Source organism: Nocardiopsis sp. EMB25, assembly GCF_026797795.1.
Taxonomy (GTDB): Bacteria; Actinomycetota; Actinomycetes; order Streptosporangiales; family Streptosporangiaceae; genus Nocardiopsis; species Nocardiopsis lucentensis.
Genome location: NZ_JAMTDN010000001.1, coordinates 4,548,704 through 4,564,324, shown reverse-complemented (window position 1 = coordinate 4,564,324; position 15,621 = coordinate 4,548,704). Strand labels below are relative to the sequence as shown.

At 71.9% G+C, this 15,621-nt stretch carries 15 protein-coding genes; 11 read left to right on the top strand and 4 right to left on the bottom strand.

What is annotated here, in order from left to right; translation table 11 throughout:
* Window positions 1-170 precede the first annotated feature (170 nt).
* Complete coding sequence (locus KIK06_RS19930; RefSeq protein WP_017600617.1) at window positions 171-1,160, top strand: NAD-dependent epimerase/dehydratase family protein; 990 nt, start codon at window positions 171-173, stop codon at window positions 1,158-1,160.
* A 530-nt stretch (window positions 1,161-1,690) separates the two neighbouring features.
* Here the strand turns inward: KIK06_RS19930 and KIK06_RS19925 are convergent.
* Window positions 1,691-2,488, bottom strand: a complete 798-nt coding sequence (locus KIK06_RS19925; RefSeq protein WP_268644660.1) for an HAD family hydrolase — start codon at window positions 2,486-2,488, stop codon at window positions 1,691-1,693.
* A 246-nt stretch (window positions 2,489-2,734) separates the two neighbouring features.
* Between KIK06_RS19925 and KIK06_RS19920 the strand changes: the two genes are divergently transcribed.
* The 8 genes from KIK06_RS19920 to KIK06_RS19885 all read left to right on the top strand — a co-directional run bounded on the left by KIK06_RS19920 (window position 2,735) and on the right by KIK06_RS19885 (window position 11,617).
* Window positions 2,735-3,934, top strand: coding sequence for a putative quinol monooxygenase (locus KIK06_RS19920; protein WP_268644659.1), 1,200 nt, complete (start codon window positions 2,735-2,737; stop codon window positions 3,932-3,934).
* A gap of 260 nt (window positions 3,935-4,194) precedes the next feature.
* Window positions 4,195-4,893, top strand: a complete 699-nt coding sequence (locus KIK06_RS19915; RefSeq protein ID WP_026127966.1) for an LmeA family phospholipid-binding protein — start codon at window positions 4,195-4,197, stop codon at window positions 4,891-4,893.
* Window positions 4,894-4,998: 105 nt separating this feature from the next.
* Window positions 4,999-5,379: a thioredoxin family protein gene (locus tag KIK06_RS19910; RefSeq protein ID WP_017600621.1), complete on the top strand. Its 381-nt coding sequence runs from the start codon at window positions 4,999-5,001 to the stop codon at window positions 5,377-5,379.
* A 557-nt stretch (window positions 5,380-5,936) separates the two neighbouring features.
* Window positions 5,937-6,782 carry a sulfurtransferase gene (locus KIK06_RS19905; protein WP_017600622.1) on the top strand — a complete coding sequence of 282 codons (846 nt, stop codon included), beginning with the start codon at window positions 5,937-5,939 and terminating at the stop codon, window positions 6,780-6,782.
* Window positions 6,779-7,084, top strand: coding sequence for a DUF1416 domain-containing protein (locus tag KIK06_RS19900; protein WP_017600623.1), 306 nt, complete (start codon window positions 6,779-6,781; stop codon window positions 7,082-7,084). The genes KIK06_RS19905 and KIK06_RS19900 overlap by 4 nt, the downstream gene beginning before the upstream one ends.
* Before the next feature lie 369 nt (window positions 7,085-7,453).
* Window positions 7,454-9,547 (top strand): hypothetical protein, encoded by a 2,094-nt coding sequence (locus KIK06_RS19895; RefSeq protein WP_268646085.1) that lies wholly within the window; start codon window positions 7,454-7,456, stop codon window positions 9,545-9,547.
* Between the two features lie 85 nt (window positions 9,548-9,632).
* Window positions 9,633-10,889 (top strand): MurT ligase domain-containing protein, encoded by a 1,257-nt coding sequence (locus KIK06_RS19890; protein WP_026127968.1) that lies wholly within the window; start codon window positions 9,633-9,635, stop codon window positions 10,887-10,889.
* A gap of 11 nt (window positions 10,890-10,900) precedes the next feature.
* The gene (locus KIK06_RS19885; protein ID WP_017600626.1) at window positions 10,901-11,617 is read left to right on the top strand and encodes a type 1 glutamine amidotransferase; all 717 of its coding nucleotides are present in this window, start codon (window positions 10,901-10,903) and stop codon (window positions 11,615-11,617) included.
* A gap of 112 nt (window positions 11,618-11,729) precedes the next feature.
* On the opposite strand, the gene KIK06_RS19880 is transcribed toward KIK06_RS19885, so the two are convergent.
* The 3 genes from KIK06_RS19880 to KIK06_RS19870 all read right to left on the bottom strand — a co-directional run bounded on the left by KIK06_RS19880 (window position 11,730) and on the right by KIK06_RS19870 (window position 14,204).
* Window positions 11,730-12,218: a GNAT family N-acetyltransferase gene (locus tag KIK06_RS19880; RefSeq protein ID WP_268644658.1), complete on the bottom strand. Its 489-nt coding sequence runs from the start codon at window positions 12,216-12,218 to the stop codon at window positions 11,730-11,732.
* Window positions 12,219-12,327: 109 nt separating this feature from the next.
* A complete protein-coding gene (gene ygfZ, locus KIK06_RS19875; RefSeq protein WP_268644657.1) occupies window positions 12,328-13,356 on the bottom strand; it encodes a CAF17-like 4Fe-4S cluster assembly/insertion protein YgfZ in 1,029 nt (342 codons plus the stop codon).
* Between the two features lie 299 nt (window positions 13,357-13,655).
* Window positions 13,656-14,204 (bottom strand): FABP family protein, encoded by a 549-nt coding sequence (locus tag KIK06_RS19870; protein ID WP_268644656.1) that lies wholly within the window; start codon window positions 14,202-14,204, stop codon window positions 13,656-13,658.
* A gap of 197 nt (window positions 14,205-14,401) precedes the next feature.
* On the opposite strand from KIK06_RS19870, the gene KIK06_RS19865 reads away from it, so the two are divergent.
* Together KIK06_RS19865 and KIK06_RS19860 are read left to right on the top strand one after the other, a co-directional pair.
* Window positions 14,402-15,175 carry a GIDE domain-containing protein gene (locus KIK06_RS19865; RefSeq protein WP_268644655.1) on the top strand — a complete coding sequence of 258 codons (774 nt, stop codon included), beginning with the start codon at window positions 14,402-14,404 and terminating at the stop codon, window positions 15,173-15,175.
* A gap of 14 nt (window positions 15,176-15,189) precedes the next feature.
* A complete protein-coding gene (locus KIK06_RS19860) occupies window positions 15,190-15,552 on the top strand; it encodes a DsrE family protein (protein ID WP_026127969.1) in 363 nt (120 codons plus the stop codon).
* The last annotated feature ends 69 nt before the right edge of the window (window positions 15,553-15,621 follow it).

Genomic DNA, 15,621 nt, shown 5'->3' with positions numbered 1-15,621 from the left:
CTCGGACGCGGAGACACTACTTCCTCTCGTGGGCGCCGAAACGGCGCGCAGGAATTTTCCGGGCGGGCCACTGTTGTGGTTCACGGGTCCACGACCTCCGTTTCACCTCTGTGTGAACGGTCGTTGACCTCCCGGAATCTCGACTCCCGTCTTCCAAGGAACGTGTCGCCATGGCTCGTGTCGTACTCGTCACCGGGGTCTCCAGCCCCATGGCAGCCGGGGTCGCGCAGACCCTGGCGGGGGCGCCCAGCGTGCACCGGGTCATCGGGGTGGACTCCGCTCCGCCCTCCGGCGCGGGGTGGTCGGCCTACTCCTCGGAGGGATCTGAGGCGTCCGGCGAAGGTCGTTCGCGCCGGGAGTACGCCCACGTCGACCTGCACGACGAGAGCCTCCCCCAGATCGTCGCCGACTCCGGCGCCGACCTCGTCCTCCACCTGGGGTTGGACGCCGACCGCGGCCCCCACCGGGAGGACCACCTGCTGGGCACGATGCGTGTCCTGACCGCCGCCCAGCGCTCCGCGTCCGTGCGACGGCTCGTGGTGCGCTCCAGCGCCACCCTCGACGCCGACGACGCCGCGGAGATCGAGCGGCACACCCGGGGTCTCCAACGGCGCCGCCCCGACCTGTCCGTGGCGGTCCTGCGGTTCGCCAACCTCATCGGCCCCTCCACGGACACCCCCCTCACCCGTTATCTCGACTCCCGCGTCGTCCCCACCGTTCTCGGTCACGACCCGCGTGTCCGCTTCCTCCACGAGGACGACGGCGCCGAGGCGCTCGTGCGGATGGCGTTGAGCGAGGAGACGGGCTTCTTCGACGTCACGGGCAAGGACTCCGTGCCGCTCTCGCACTGCCTGCACAGGGTCGGCGGCCAACGTCTCCCGGTGCCCGCCTCCGGGCTCAGGGTGCTGCGCGGCCTGGCCCGGAACGGTCGGATCGCCTACGCGAGCGCCAACGCCGCGCATACCGTCCGTGCCGGTCTGAACGCCTCTCGCTGGGACACCGCCCCCCTGGAGCGCGTCCTGCGCTGGTCGCCCTCCTACAGCTCGGCGCAGGCCTTCGAGTCCTACGCCTCGTCCCGCGCCTCCGCCCAGCCGCCGCGCGGCCCCGGGCTGCGCCCCGTCCACGTCCTCGCCCTCGCCCGGGCGACACTGGGCCGCTGAGGCTCCGCGTTCTCCTCGGGCCGCCGCTTCGCCTCGGCCCGTGTCCGGGCGCCCGAGGAGGCAGGGGTTCCTCGTCCTCGCCCGCCCGTCGCCCGCCACCGCCCTCAACGGACGCCTACGGCGCAGTCCGATCCACGCTCGTTCCTCGCTCGCGGCTCGACCCGTCGTGCGCAACCCCGCCGGCGCCTGAGCTGTGTTTGCCCTGGTCCTCCGCTTCGCTTCGGACCGTGTTCTGGCGCCCTGAAGACAGGGATGCTTCATCCTCGTCTTCGCCTGTCGCTCGTTCCTCGCTCGCGGCTCGACTCGTCTTGCAGCACCCTGTCGGCGCCTGAACTGTGTTTGCCCTGGTCCTCCGCTTCGCTTCGGACCGTGTTCTGGCGCCCTGAAGACAGGGATGCTTCATCCTCGTCTTCGCCTGTCGCTCGTTCCTCGCTCGCGGCTCGACTCGTCTTGCAGCACCCTGTCGGCGCCTGAACTGTGTTTGCCCTGGTCCTCCGCTGAGCCGGGGTGACCTCTCCGGGTGGCGGACCTCAGGCCCGGCGTCGGTGCCGAACCGCCCGTACCGCCACACCCCCGGCGACGGCGCCCGCCACGGCCGCGGGCACGGCCACCTTCAGCGCCTTTCTGTGTCTGCGGAAGTCGTGCACCGGCCACTGGTGCGTGCGCGCGTACCTGCGTAGGTCACCATCGGGGTTGACCGCGTGCGGGTGGCCGACCAGGGACAGCAGCGGGAGGTCGTTGGAGGAGTCGCTGTAGGCCGAGCAGGCCGCCAGGTCCCACCCCTCACTCCGGGCGAGGGCACGTACCGCCACCGCCTTGGCGGGCCCGTGCATCAGGTCGCCGTTGAGCCGCCCCGTGTACACACCGTCGACGCTCTCGGCCTCGGTGCCCAGCGCCCCGGTCAGCCCCAGGCGCCTGCGGATGATCTGGGCCAGTTCGACCGGCGTGGCCGTCACTAGCCACACGGGCTGTCCGGCGTCCAGGTGGCGCTGGACGAGTCTGCGGGTCCCCTCCCAGATGCGGTCGGCCATGGAGTCGTCGTAGATCTCCTCGCAGAGCGCGACCAGGTCACCCACGTCGTGCCCGGCGACGAACGCCAGGGCGGCCTCACGCGCCGCGTTGATGTGGTCGGGCTGTTCGGCGCCGGTCACCCGGAACACCGTCTGCCCCCACGCGAACCGCAGCAGGTCGCGCGTGGTGAACAGGTCCCGGGACGCCAGGCCCCGTGCGAAGTGGTAGATCGACGCGCCCCGCATCAGGGTGTTGTCCACGTCGAAGAAGGCGGCTCCCGGCCCCGCCGAGGGCGGGCGCGGCGCGTCGTACGGCACGGTTCTCTCCTGGCTCGGCTGGGGGAGGCGGCCCTCCGATGTCCGGGGTGACGCTCCCCGCTGGTTTGAGCCTACGGGCACCGGTGAGTCGCGTGTGGTCACTGGGCCTCTGGCACAATTCTGGTGATGAAGGTCACATCGTGATGGGTGGGTTGCGCTCCCACTCTGCGGGATCTTCCCCCACACTGACCCCTTCGCTTTCGTGACGTGCACATCCACCCGTGAACGTGCAGCATCATTGTCGGGATGGTGACGGTAGGACTGGCATTCACAAGCGCGTTGGTGGCCTGGAGCGCCACGGCGGCTCTCGCCGCGTACGCCCAGCGCCGCCCCAGCATCGCCAGGGTCGGTTGGCTGGTCGCCGCCCTCGGCCTCGCCGTCGGCCTCAGCGCCGCCGTGCTGGGCGCGATCCTCGACTTCGGTGCGCTCACCTTCCGGCTCCACCAGATCGGCGTCAGTCTCCTGGGACCGCTGTACATGGCCTGGGGCGCGGTCGAGTACGGCGTCCGGTCCTCGCGCGGCCGGTTCACCTCACGCCTGTTCCTCAGCGCCTTCACCATCGTTCCGATGGTGGTGCTGTTCGTCGACCGTGTGAGAAGTCAGTTCGGGCGCTCCTATCCCGCCTTCGCCGACCACTACGACATCATCCCCCGGTGGCTCGTCGGCGGGGCCCACATCCTGGTCCTGGTCCTCCTCGTCTGCGCGGTCGTCGGCGTCCTGCGTCGCTCCGGCCGGAGCCGTCCGCACCCGGACCTGACGGTGCTCGGCCTGGTCGCCCTGGCGGCCGTGCTCAGCGTGGTCGTGGGCCGCATGGGCCTGGGCGTCCTGGGGCCGCTTCTGATGCTCGGTTCCGTCGCCGCCCTCTGGGGTGCCTCCGCGCTGGCCGCGAGCCCGCGCCGCCGCGACCGGTTCGACGATGAGGAGCCCTACGACGACGAGGAGCCCTACGATGACGGGGACTCCTACGACGAGGGCCCCTACGACGGCTACGACGACGCCGACGAGCCCTTCGAGTCCTACGCCGAACCCCAGGAGGAACCCGTGCGCCGCAGGCGTCGCAACCCCGCGCCCGTAGACGACCGCCACGACGCCCCACCGTCGCGCCAGCCGTCCCGGCTGCGCGGCGTCATCACGATCTACACCCTCGCCGAGGGGCAGGAGCGCGGATTCGACCAGATCGCCGACGCCATCGTCGACCAGGTCGCCGACCAGGAGCCGGACACCCTCCTCTTCGCGTGCCACACGGTGCCCAACGCGCCCCTCCAGCGGATCGTCTACGCGATCTACCGCGACGAGCTCGCCCGCGAGGAACACGAGCGGCAGCCGCACACCCTGGAGTTCGCCCAGCTGAGCGCCGGCCACGTGGTGGCCACCAACGTGATCGAACTCTCCCTCTCCGGCGCCTCGGCCAGCGACGGCCTCGCCGCGATGCTGATGCCCCGCTAGGGTGTGTCCGCCGAACACGTCCTGAGCCGCTTCACCCCGGAGCGCCGCGCGGCGCCCTGCCGTGCGAAGTCTCGAACCGGTGTCGTCGGCGGACGTCGGAGAACCATCACGAAGCCCACGACGTCGCATTCCGGGTGAAGTACCCTTCTCTACAGGTTTTTCATGACCGGCCCCGTCGGGTGCCGTTGGCGTGTGACCTAGACCGGCGGGACGAACCGGCCGACAGGCGCGCCTGAGCGAAAGAAAGTGTGCTGGGACTCATGCGTAAGTTCCTCGTCGTCCTGTTGTTGCTCCTGGGAGTCGTGGCGGTGGTCGCGGACGTGGCGCTGCGCGGCGTCGCGGAGGACATGGTCTCGGAGCGAATGGCCGAGCGGCTGGATATGGCCGAGGAGCCCGACGTGGCCATCGGGGGGTGGGCGTTCCTCCCCCAGGCCGTCACCGGTGACTACTCGCAGATCACGATCACCGCGGACAGCGCCGCCATGGCCGGGGTGACCGTCGAGCAGATCGAGGCGTCCGCGAGCGACGTCCGCGCACCCCTGTCCGAGCTGCTCGACCAGCCCGACGTCGTCGCCGGGACGGTCGACGGGTCCTTCGTGGTCCCCTACTCCTACTTCAGCGCCCACCTGCCCGAGGGCATGACGGTCACCACCGAGGGCGGGGAACCGCGCATCATCGGCGAGCTGGCCCTTCCTGAGCTGGGTCTGAGCACGTCCGTGTCGGCGGGCGGCGAGTTCACCGTCGAGGGCGACACCGTGCGACTCACCCCCGTCGACGTCCAGCTGGGGGACACGCCGATCGACGTCGGCTCCATGGTCGAGGGCATGCTCAGCTTCAGTGTCCAGGCGCCCGAGCTCCCCTTCGGCCTGACCGTCACCGACATGGAGGCCACCTCCAACGGTCTGCGGATCACCGGCGTGGGCCAGGACGTTCCGCTGATGGGCTCCGAGGCCGTCTGATCGTGCTCGCTTCGGGCCCCGCCTCGCTTCGGCCCGTGTTGGGGCGCCCGAACGGCGACCCCCTGAAGTGACCGTTCCAGGAGACGGACCCGTGCCGCTCCACACATGGAGGGACCCGTGAACGACCACGGCCGACGGGACGGCGCCCGCGGCGACGCCGCGCGTCCCTGGGACGGGCAGGTGCTCGGCCCCGAGGACCTGGGCGCCGACCCGGGCGAGCGGGCCACGCTCGTGCAGTTCTCCACGGCCTTCTGCCAGCCGTGCCGGGCCACCCGGCGCATCCTCGACGATGTCGCGGGCATGGTCGAGGGGGTGGCGCACGTGGAGGTGGACGCCGAGTCCAGACTCGACCTCGTGCGCCGCCTGGGACTGCGGGGCACCCCCACCGTCCTCGTCCTCGACGCCTCCGGCGAGGTCGTGCGCGGCGCCGGCGGACAGCCCCGCAAGGCCGACGTGATCGCCGCGCTCGGCTCGGTGATCCTCTGAGGCCGCGCGCCCCCCGGCCGCCTCAGCGGGGCTGACGCGACCTTCTGTGACCCAGCACACCCGTGACAAACACCTCGATTGACCTGTAGCGTCTACGACGTGACTTCCTTGACGAGCGCGTTTTTGACGAAGCGACGGGCAGTGGACTACTGCCACGTCGCCGCCGCGCTCTGTCTGTGTCCCTAGGGCGGACGGGCCTCCCGGCCCTCGCTCCCTCCGTGCGACCGGTCCATTCTCCGTGCACGCAGTAGGGGACTCCACGCCATGCAGGTCGGCCCTCGCGGGCGGCACACCGCCCCGACACCTCGCTCTCCCGCCATCCGCGGCTCCGTCGTCGTATCCGGCGTCCGCCGGGACCCGGTCCGGAGCCGGGCGGGAGCGAACGCCGAGTATCTGCCCAGCGCACCGTGTCCCCGGTCGGCCGTGCCGGCTCGGGGCCGGGCACGCCGCGTCCGCCCGCACACTGATCGTCTGACCCCCGCTCTCCGGGCCCCGTGCGCCCGGAGGGTTCCGACCAGCACACGCGACACCGCATCACGAATCACAGGAGGTTCCCCATGAGCCGCTCCGACGTCCTTGTGGACGCCGACTGGGTGGAGGCTCACCTGGACGATGAGAACGTGGTCCTCGTCGAGGTCGACGAGGACACGTCCGCCTACGACGGGGGCCACATCCCCGGCGCGGTCAAGATCGACTGGAAGAAGGACCTCCAGGACCCGGTCCGCCGTGACTTCGTCGACCGCACCGGGTTCGAGAAGCTGCTGTCCGACAAGGGCATCGCCAACGACCACCAGGTGATCCTGTACGGCGGCAACAACAACTGGTTCGCCGCCTACGCCTACTGGTACTTCAAGCTGTACGGCCACGAGAACGTCCGTCTCCTGGACGGCGGCCGCAAGAAGTGGGAGCTGGACTCGCGCGAGCTCGTCAAGGAGGTCCCCGAGCGGGCCGCCACCGAGTACAAGGCCAAGGAGCAGGACCACTCCATCCGGGCCTTCCGCGACGAGGTCGTCGCCGCGATCGGCGCCAAGGACCTGGTCGACGTCCGCTCGCCCGACGAGTTCACCGGCAAGCTGCTGGCTCCGGCGCACCTGCCGCAGGAGACCTCCCAGCGCCCCGGCCACATCCCGACCGCGCGCAACATCCCGTGGGCGAAGACCGCCAACGAGGACGGCACGTTCAAGACGGCCGACGAGCTGCGTGAGCTCTACACCGAGGCCGGTGTGGACCTCGACAAGGAGATCATCGCCTACTGCCGTATCGGCGAGCGCTCCTCGCACACCTGGTTCGCCCTCCACGAGATCGTGGGGCTGGAGAACGTGAAGAACTACGACGGTTCCTGGACCGAGTACGGCTCCCTGGTGGGCGTTCCGGTCGAGCTCGGAGAGGCGGAGGCCAAGTGAGCGACAGCTGCGGAGCTCCGGTCGGGGGCGTGGCCCTCGCCGACGTTGACGCGGGTGACCAGGCGGTCATCCAGGGCACGGTGACCCGTGACGGCAAGCCCCTGCGCGGTGCCTACGCCCGACTCCTGAACGACTCCGACGACTTCGTGGGCGAGGTGGCCACCGGAGACGAGGGCACCTTCCGCTTCTTCGCGGCCGACGGAGCCTGGAAGGTGCGGGTCCTGGCCTCCCAGGGCTTCACCGGCGAGTACGCGGTGAACGCCGAGGTCGGCAAGGTCATCGACCTGCAGGTGCAGGCCTGACCCACGTCCGGGGTACGGCCGCCGTGGGCGGAGCCGACCGTGTGGGTCGGGCCAGGCCGCGGGGCGTGAACCCGGCCAGCGTGTGCGCGGAGCGCCGGTTCTGACGGAGACGACCGTCTGGGCCGGCGCTCCGCCGTGTCCGGGGGCGGCACGCCGGTTGTCCACAGGGGATACGAAGAGTCTGGCAGGCAGTCGTGCGGCCTGCTTGACTTGGTTCGGCGGGCTGGTGACGGCCTCATGCCCCACTCCGGGTACGCCCGGAGTCCTCACCGAGGCCGGTCAGGAGGTGTTCGGACGGTGCCCAACCCACGGTCAGACGGCTCATCCCGAGGAGAAGCCGGGAGGACCTACCTCGGCTGGCGGCACGCCGTGCTCCTACCGCATCCCGGTCCGGCTCCGCGCCGACCGGCGCCCGGCGAACAGCGGACCCTCAGCGAGGAGTGGATCGCCGGTCAGCGCGACAGTGAAGCCCGGACCAACCGCCCCCTGTACGCGGTGCTGGGTGGGCTGGCCCTGCTCGTCGTCCTCCTCCTCGCCCTGTGGTCACAGCGGATCCTGCCCGCGACGCTGGCCCTGGGCGGCGTGTTCGCCTGCGCGGCCGTCGCCGCCCCGGTGGGTTTCGCGCTGGTGCAGAGCCGCCAGGTCATCGCGCAACGCCTGGCCAAGGCCAAGGAGAGGCTCGCGGCCGAACGGGAGGAGCGCGACCGCGCCCTGCACGAGCGCCAGCGCGAGCACGCGCGGCGGTACGCCGAGTGGCGGGCCGCGAGTCGCGCCTACGAGGCGCAGCCGCGCTGGTACGGGGTCACCGTCCCGGCCGACCGGGAGGCCGTCGTCGTGGTCGGCGGCACCGACGCCGGGTGGTCCGCCCTGCTCACCACGATCGGCGTCGCACGGCTGCGGGAGGGCGGGGACCTCACCGTCGTCGACCTCACCGGCAGGGCGGTCGCCCGGGAGCTGATCCGGCTCGCCCGACGGTGCGCCGTGGCCCCACGCCGGTGGGTGCTCCCCGCCGATCTGCCCCGGATGACGCTCGGGACCAACCTCGACGCGGGCCAGCGCGCCCGCGTGCTGTCCGCCGTCGCCGCCGCGTCGGGGACCCCCGAGGACGTCGACGCGGACGAGACCCTCCTCCTGCGCCTGCTCGAGGTGCTCGGCCCGCGCGCCGGGATCGCGGAGCTCATCGGCGGCCTGCGCGCCCTGTGCACACCGGAGGGAGACGACGCCGAGGACGATCCGGCGCTCGTGCGGTTGTCCGCCGGCCAGCGCGCCCGGGTGCGTGAGCGCTGTGCCGACACCCCCGGCGCCTGGGAACGGGCCTGGGAACTGGAACGGCGGCTGAGCCCGTTCGAGGGGGTCGGGACCCGGGTCGAGGACGGCACGTACGCGCAGGTCAAGATCATCTCCACGGACAGGGCCTCCGGTGAGGCCGCGGCCCGGGTGTACGGCACCTACACGGTGGCCGCGCTCAGCGAACTCCTGGAGGACGGGCCGCGGGGGGAAGCGGAGCCGCCGCATGGCGAGCGGGGCCGGGCGCGCCCGAACCGCACCCGCACGGTCGTGGTCTGCGGGGCCGAGACCCTGCCCGAGGGCGAGGTGGACCAGATCCTGCGGGCCGCCGCCGACGGAGGCGTGGAGATCGTGCTGATGTTCCGTACCCCCGTCCCGGCCGCCCTCAACCGGTTCTCCGACCCCACCTGCCTGCCGGTGGTCATGCGCCAGCGCGGCGGGTCGGCGGACGCCGTCGCGCGCGCGGTGACCTCTGTGCCCGGGGTGGCCGCGCGCCCGGGCACCGGGGCCGAGGTGCACCGTCTGAGTGAGGTCATCGGTGAGGCGGTCGGGGCCGCGGTCACCGAACCCCACCCGGACCCGGAGACCGAGGCGGAGACCGACGACCGGTTCTTCCCCTCCCCGCACACCGAGTCGGGCGCGATGATCCGCGACGCCGCCTCCGGGATCGCCCCCCTCGACCTCGTTCGCCATGTGAGATCAGCCACGGCGTGGGGGAGGGCCACCGCGCAGGCCGAGGAGATCGACACGCCCACCGAGCCCGCTACGGAGAGCGACGGGTCGTTGCGCCCCATCGGCCTGGACGCCGGATCACTGCGGCGGCTGCCGTGCACGGCAGCGCTGGTCCTGGGCGACGAGGGGCCTGTTCTCACCGACACCAACCCGGGTATCCTCACCCTGTCCACAGCCACTCTGGCCACGGTGGCGGACTCCCGTACCACCGGTCACGGCGCGGACGCGGTGTCCGACGCGGAAGCACGGGCCGCCGAGCCGGGCGACCGCTCCGACAGCCGTCGGCCACGGATCGTGCCGGGCGACCGCTCCCCGGCCGACCGGGAGACGGCGCCGAACCCGTCCGACCCCTTCCACGGCGGAGTGGTCACCGGCGGGGAGGCGCCCGAACGGGTACCGCCCAACCTGGGCCCACCCCCCGAGCGCCTGGACTGGCGGGTCTGACCGGAGGTGGACAATAGTCTTGGCCCGACACGTCACCCGCGACCACCACGTACCGGCGCGGGCGATCCAGCGACCTGGAGAATTGATGAGCGAGCTTCCCCTGCGCGCCCAACTGGCATCGGTACTGGGTAGGAGTGCGGCCAGTCTGTCGCGCGCGACCGGACGCGGAGACGGCTCCGTGATCGGTGGCCGGGTCGCGCTCAAGGTCGAGCCCGACCTGCTCGCCAAGCTCGCCCAAGGGCGTCGCCTGGCCCTGGTCAGCGCCACCAACGGCAAGACGACCACCACCAAGCTCATCTCGCAGGCCCTGCGCGAGCTCGGCGAGGTCGCCACCAACGAGTTCGGCGCGAACATGCCCACGGGGCACATCACCGCGTTGTCCAGCAACGGATCCGCCGTCAACGGCGTGCTGGAGGTCGACGAGAAGTACCTCCCGCAGGTCCTGCGCGCGACCAACCCCGCCTTCGTCGTCCTGATGAACCTGAGCCGCGACCAGATGGACCGCGCCTCGGAGATCAACCTCCTGGCCAAGAAGTGGCGCACCGCACTCGGCGAGACCAACACGCACGTCATCGCCAACGCCGACGACCCCCTCGTCGCCTGGGCGGGGCTGGGGGCGCCGAACGCCACCTGGGTGTCGGCCGGTCAGCGCTGGAAGGAGGACTCCTGGTGCTGCCCCGAGTGCGGCGGCCACCTCAAGCGCGACGTCGACCCGTACTGGGAGTGCCCGGAGTGCGGCCTGGCCCGGCCCCAGACCACCTGGGGGGTGGAGAACGAGACCGACTCACTCGTGTGCCCCGACGGACAGCGGGTCCGGCTCCAGCTCAACCTGCCCGGTGACGCCAACCGCTCCAACGCCGCGATCGCCGCCGCCACCGCGGCCGGGTACGGCATCCACCCGATGCGCACCGTCGAGCGGCTGCGTGAGATCACCTCCGTCGCGGGCCGCTACACCTCCGTGGTCACCATGGGCGTGGAGGTGCGCCTGCTGCTCGCCAAGAACCCCGCCGGGTGGCTGGAGTCCTTCGCCGTCCTCGACCCGCCCCGGGTCCCGGTGATCCTCTCCGTCAACGCGCAGATCCCCGACGGCAAGGACACGTCGTGGCTGTGGGACGTGGACTACACCGTGCTGCGCGGACGCCGCGTGTTCGTCATGGGTGAGCGCCGCACCGACCTCGCGCTGCGCCTGGAGACCGACGGCGTGGCCTTCGAGACCGCTGATCGCGTCGACGAGGTCCTGGGCCGCCTCAAGGCGGAGCAGCCCGGCATCACCAAGGTCGACGTCATCGCCAACTACACCGCCTTCCAGCAGATCCGCACGGCCTACGGCCGCGTCCAGTAGGGGAGAGACTCATGACGGACACCAGCAGCGCCCTGCGGATCGTGTGGATCTACCCCGACCTGCTGAGCACCTACGGAGACCAGGGCAACGCCCTCATCCTGCGCCGCCGCGCCGAACTGCGCGGCATCCGCACCGAGATCGTGCACGTCCACTCCAGCGACTCGGTGCCCGAGCAGGGCGACATCTACCTGCTCGGCGGCGGTGAGGACCGCCCGCAGATCCTGGCGGCCGAGCGGCTGCGCGCCGACGGCGGCCTGGCCCGTGCCGCCGCCCGCGGCGCCTGCGTCTTCGCCGTCTGCGCCGGGTACCAGATCATCGGCGAGAGCTACGGCGACGACGAGGCCAACCCGCTGCCCGGTGTCGGCATCCTCGACATCCGCAGCGGCCGCGGCCAGACCCGCGCCGTCGGTGAGATCGTCGCCGACGTCGACCCCTCCCTCGGGGTGGGCCGTATCACCGGTTTCGAGAACCACCAGGGCCGCACCGCCATCGGCCCGTCCGCCCGCCCGCTGTCCACCACGGTGCGCGGCATCGGCAACGACGACCGCACCGAGGGCGCCTACCAGGGGCAGGTGCTGGGCACCTACCTGCACGGCCCGGCGCTGCCGCGCAACCCCGCGCTGGCCGACCTGCTGCTGCGCTGGCGTGTGGGCCAGCTGCCCCAGCTGCCCCCGTCCTGGGGGGAGCGCCTGCACGAGGAGCGCCTCGCCGCGGCCCTGAACGCCTGACGCCGAAGGCGGGAGGCGAGTTGCGCGATCGAGCGCCCCGCGGCCCCGCGGCCCCCGCGATCGGATCATCCGTCGCGGGGGCCGCGATACCCGCGGTCCGAGGAACCCCCGGTCACAACCGCCGGTGCATGATGTGCAGGCCGACGTAGCCGTGCTCGGGGTGGGCGAACCCCTCGGGCAGCGTGCCCAGGACGTCGAACCCGAGCGACGTGTACAACCGCACCGCGCGCGTGTTGGTCGCCACGACCGCGTTGAACTGCATGGCCCGGTAACCCGCCGCGCGCGCCCACTCCAGTGTGTACTCGCACAGGGCACGACCCACCCCGCCGCCCTCATGGGCGGGGTCGACCATGTAGCTGGCACTGGCGACGTGGCCGGCGTTTCCCTGGTGGTTCCTGTTCATCTTCGCCGTGCCCAGGACCGTCCCGGTCCCGTCCACGGCGACCACCGTCCGATCGGGTTCGGGCAGCAGCCACCAGTCGCGTCCGTCGTCCTCCCCGAGATCCGTGGGGAAGGTGAACGTCTCACCCGCCGAGACGATCCGTTGGAAGAAGGGCCAGATGGCGGGCCAGTCGGCGGGGGCGGCGGCGCGGATGTGCATGCCCCCCAGTCTGGCGCTCCGACCTGTCCCGCGGCCATCGGTTTTCGGGCGGCCCCGCCGTCACCAGGAGCGTGCCCCATCACCGTCGCGGGGCACGGTTTCCCGGCCGCTACCGGGGGCGGCGGCGCAGGTTGATCTGAGCGTTGGCGCCGGTGTCCGGGTCCACCACGACCTCCTGGCCCGCCGCGATGCCCTCGACCACGAAGTCGGCGTCGGCCGGCGCGGCCCGCTTCACCACGCCCAGGGCGATCGGGCCCAGTTCGTGGTGGCGCGCCGACGAACCCACCCGGCCCACGGCGCGTCCCTCCAGCTCGATCGCCGCGCCCACCTCGGGTAGCCGCTCGGCGGTCCCGTCCAGGTGCAGCAGCACCAGACGGCGCGGCGGTCGGCCCAGATTGTGCACCCGGGCGACCGTCTCCTGGCCCGGGTAGCAGCCCTTCTCCAGGTGCACCGCGCGGTCCACCCAGTCCACCTCGTGCGGGATCGTGCGGTCGTCGGTGTCCACCCCCGGCCGGACCCGGTGCGCGGCGATCCGGTGCGCCTCGTAGGCCCACATGCCCGCCGGGCGGGCGCCAGCCGTCGTCAGCGCCTCGGCGGCCTCGACCAGGCGCTCGGCGGGCAGGAACAGGTCGGTCTCGTCCTCGGTCCTTCGCTGGACGACCCCGTCGAGCACGTCATCGGCGTCGTCGACGGCCTGGGCGCGTTTCGGGCCGAGCACGGTCAGCACGGAGTGGGAGTCGCTGAGGTCGGCGACCTCCACGCGCAGCATGAACCGCATCGAGTCCAGGAAGGCGGCCAGCCCCGGACCGCCCCCCGGCTCGGTGTGGATCCAGGTGGCCTCACCGTCGTCCACCAGTGACAGGTGGTGCCGCAGGTGGCCCCGCGTGTCCAGGACCAGCGCCTCGGTGGCGGTGCCGGGCGGCAGGTCGCGCGTGAGCTGGCTCGTCAGGTCGTTGAGCCACCCCAGGCGATCCGGTCCGCTCACCCGGACCACGCCCCGGTTGCTCCGGTCCACCCACGCGCTGGAGCGTTCGATGGCGCGGCCTTCGTGTGCGGGGTCACCGTAGTGCGCGGCGACGCCCGCGTCGATCGACTCGGCGGTCACGGCGCCCGGTGTGGTCAGCAGCGGCGATGTCATAAAGCCGAGACTAGCCGCCCCGCCGAGTCCACCGGCAATGTGTCTTTGACCTGCGGTTACGTTCGCAGAAAAAACATTTGCCCCACACGTCGCGGGCGACGTACCTTCGAGGCACGCAAGAAAGGAGGTGGTCCGAGAAATGGTTGACTCTAGGACTGGCGAGGTGGCCGTCCGCTAGGGCGACGCCGCGTGTTCGCGCGACGTCGCTCGCAGCGAATCCCAGACGGACACCCGGACCCCGGGCTGCCGGAACTCGTCCGACCGGCCCCGCCCCCCGGCGGGAGACGGCCCGGGGTCTGCTACTGCTTCTGGTCGATCCTCTTCAGCTGCGCCGACATGTACGGCCGCAGCTTGTGGCCGCGCGCGGCCAGGTCCCAGGCATATCCCAGTGTCTCCCGGTCGTCGCCGAACAGGCCGTACAGCCGGTGCGAGGCCGTGGCGTCGATCCCGGTCTCGGTGTGCACCACCGCGTCGGTCGACATCTCCACCCGGTTGGCGAACACGTTGCCCACGTACACCTCGGTGAAGCCCTCCGGGTGCACGTACAGCGCCTCCAGGTGGATGACCTCCTCGCCCTCGGTGGGGCCCCCGTCGTCCTTGGCGGGCTCCGGGCGCGCACGCCAGTAGGCCTGCTCCTCCGTGACCAGCTCGCCCAGCGTTCCGTCGGCGTTCATCCGCCACGCCTTGCTGGAGAAGGTCAGGTACGGCAGTCCCGCCGTGTGGGCGAACTCGATCTCCTGGCCGAACTGGAACTCCTCCACGTCGGCGTATCCGGCGACGCCGACGCCCTCCCAACGGCCGATCAGGAAGGACAGTTTCGCCAGATCGGGGTGTACATCAGCGTCCATGCCTCCCGAGCGTAGCCGTGTCCGGAGGGTGGCGGTGACAGCCCGCTCCGGCCACCCTCGCGCATCGGTCCGGTCACGCCCAATTGGCCCCGGTTTCCCGAAGAACTGGTAAAGATTGTCACCGACGCGGTGTGGCCACGGGGTGTCACGCCCGCCGCGGAACTGGACCTCCGACGCATTCTCCGAAAGGGTGGCCTGTGTTACTGGTGATCGGTTCGGTGCTGCTCGTCGCCGGGGTGGTCCTCCTCCCGCTGACCGTCGTCGCCGTGCGGCGCTGGCTGCGTCAGCGCGGCCTGGCCCGCCTGCGCCCGAGCGCCCTGGCCGCGCGGATCGGGCGCAGGATCACCCTGACCGGCGTCGCGGCTCCCGGTCCCGCCGGGCCCATCGCCTCCGGACTGGCCGGGGCTGAGTGCGTGTGGCACGGCCACGAGGTGCTGCGTCACTACTGGCCGCTCACCCGTGACCGGGGCGACAGCGCGGTGCGCGAGCGGGCCTGCGACCCCATCGCCGAGTACGGCTCCGAGGAGCTGTTCGGCCTGGTCGCCGAAGGCGCGTCCGAGGACGCGGACCGGGTCTTCGTCGACCCCTCCGGCAGTGACCCCCGTGACGCCGAGCTGTGCCTGCAGCGCGTGGTGGGGCGTCCCCAGCCCGGCGTGGCCGCCGCGGCCGACGACCTCCTGCCCCGCGTGCGAGGCAGGATCTCGGGCGTCTTTCGCGGTGAGACCATCGAGTTCGAGTACCGCGAATGGGTGATCCGCAGGGGCGCCCGAGTGCGCGTCACCGGTCAGGTCCAGACGCGGGACGGGCGGGTGGTCATCACGGCCCCGGAGGGTGGCCGGCTCACCGTTGAACACGGTGTCGACGACCAGCCGGTGCGCCTCTCCCCCCGGCGCAGGGAGGCGATCGGCTTCTCGGCCGCCCTCGTGGCCTGCACCGTGGCGGGTGTGGTGCTGATCGCTCTCGGGATCTGAGTAAGCTGGCGCCCATGGCTCGATCGATGGTGATCAAGGTCACCGCGGGGGATGACGCCCCCGAGCGGTGCAACCAGGCGTTCACGGTCGCCGCGGCGGCCCTCGCCAGTGGGGTGGAGGTCTCGCTGTGGCTGACGGGGGAGTCGGCGTGGTTCGCCGTCCCCGGACGCGCGGACGACTTCGAACTCCCGCACGCCGCTCCCCTCGCCGAACTCCTGGCCGCCGTGCTGGCGGCGGGGCGGGTCACCGTGTGCACGCAGTGCGCCGCGCGGCGGAATCTGGAGCAGGAGGACCTGATCGAGGGTGTGCGCATCGCCGGCGCGCCCACGTTCGTCGAGGAGACCTTGGGAGACGGCGTCCAGGCGCTCGTCTACTGACCGGGCCGGAGACCCCGCACATGACGGTGCCCGCGCCACCGCCGGTGGCACGGGCACGGAACGAACGGG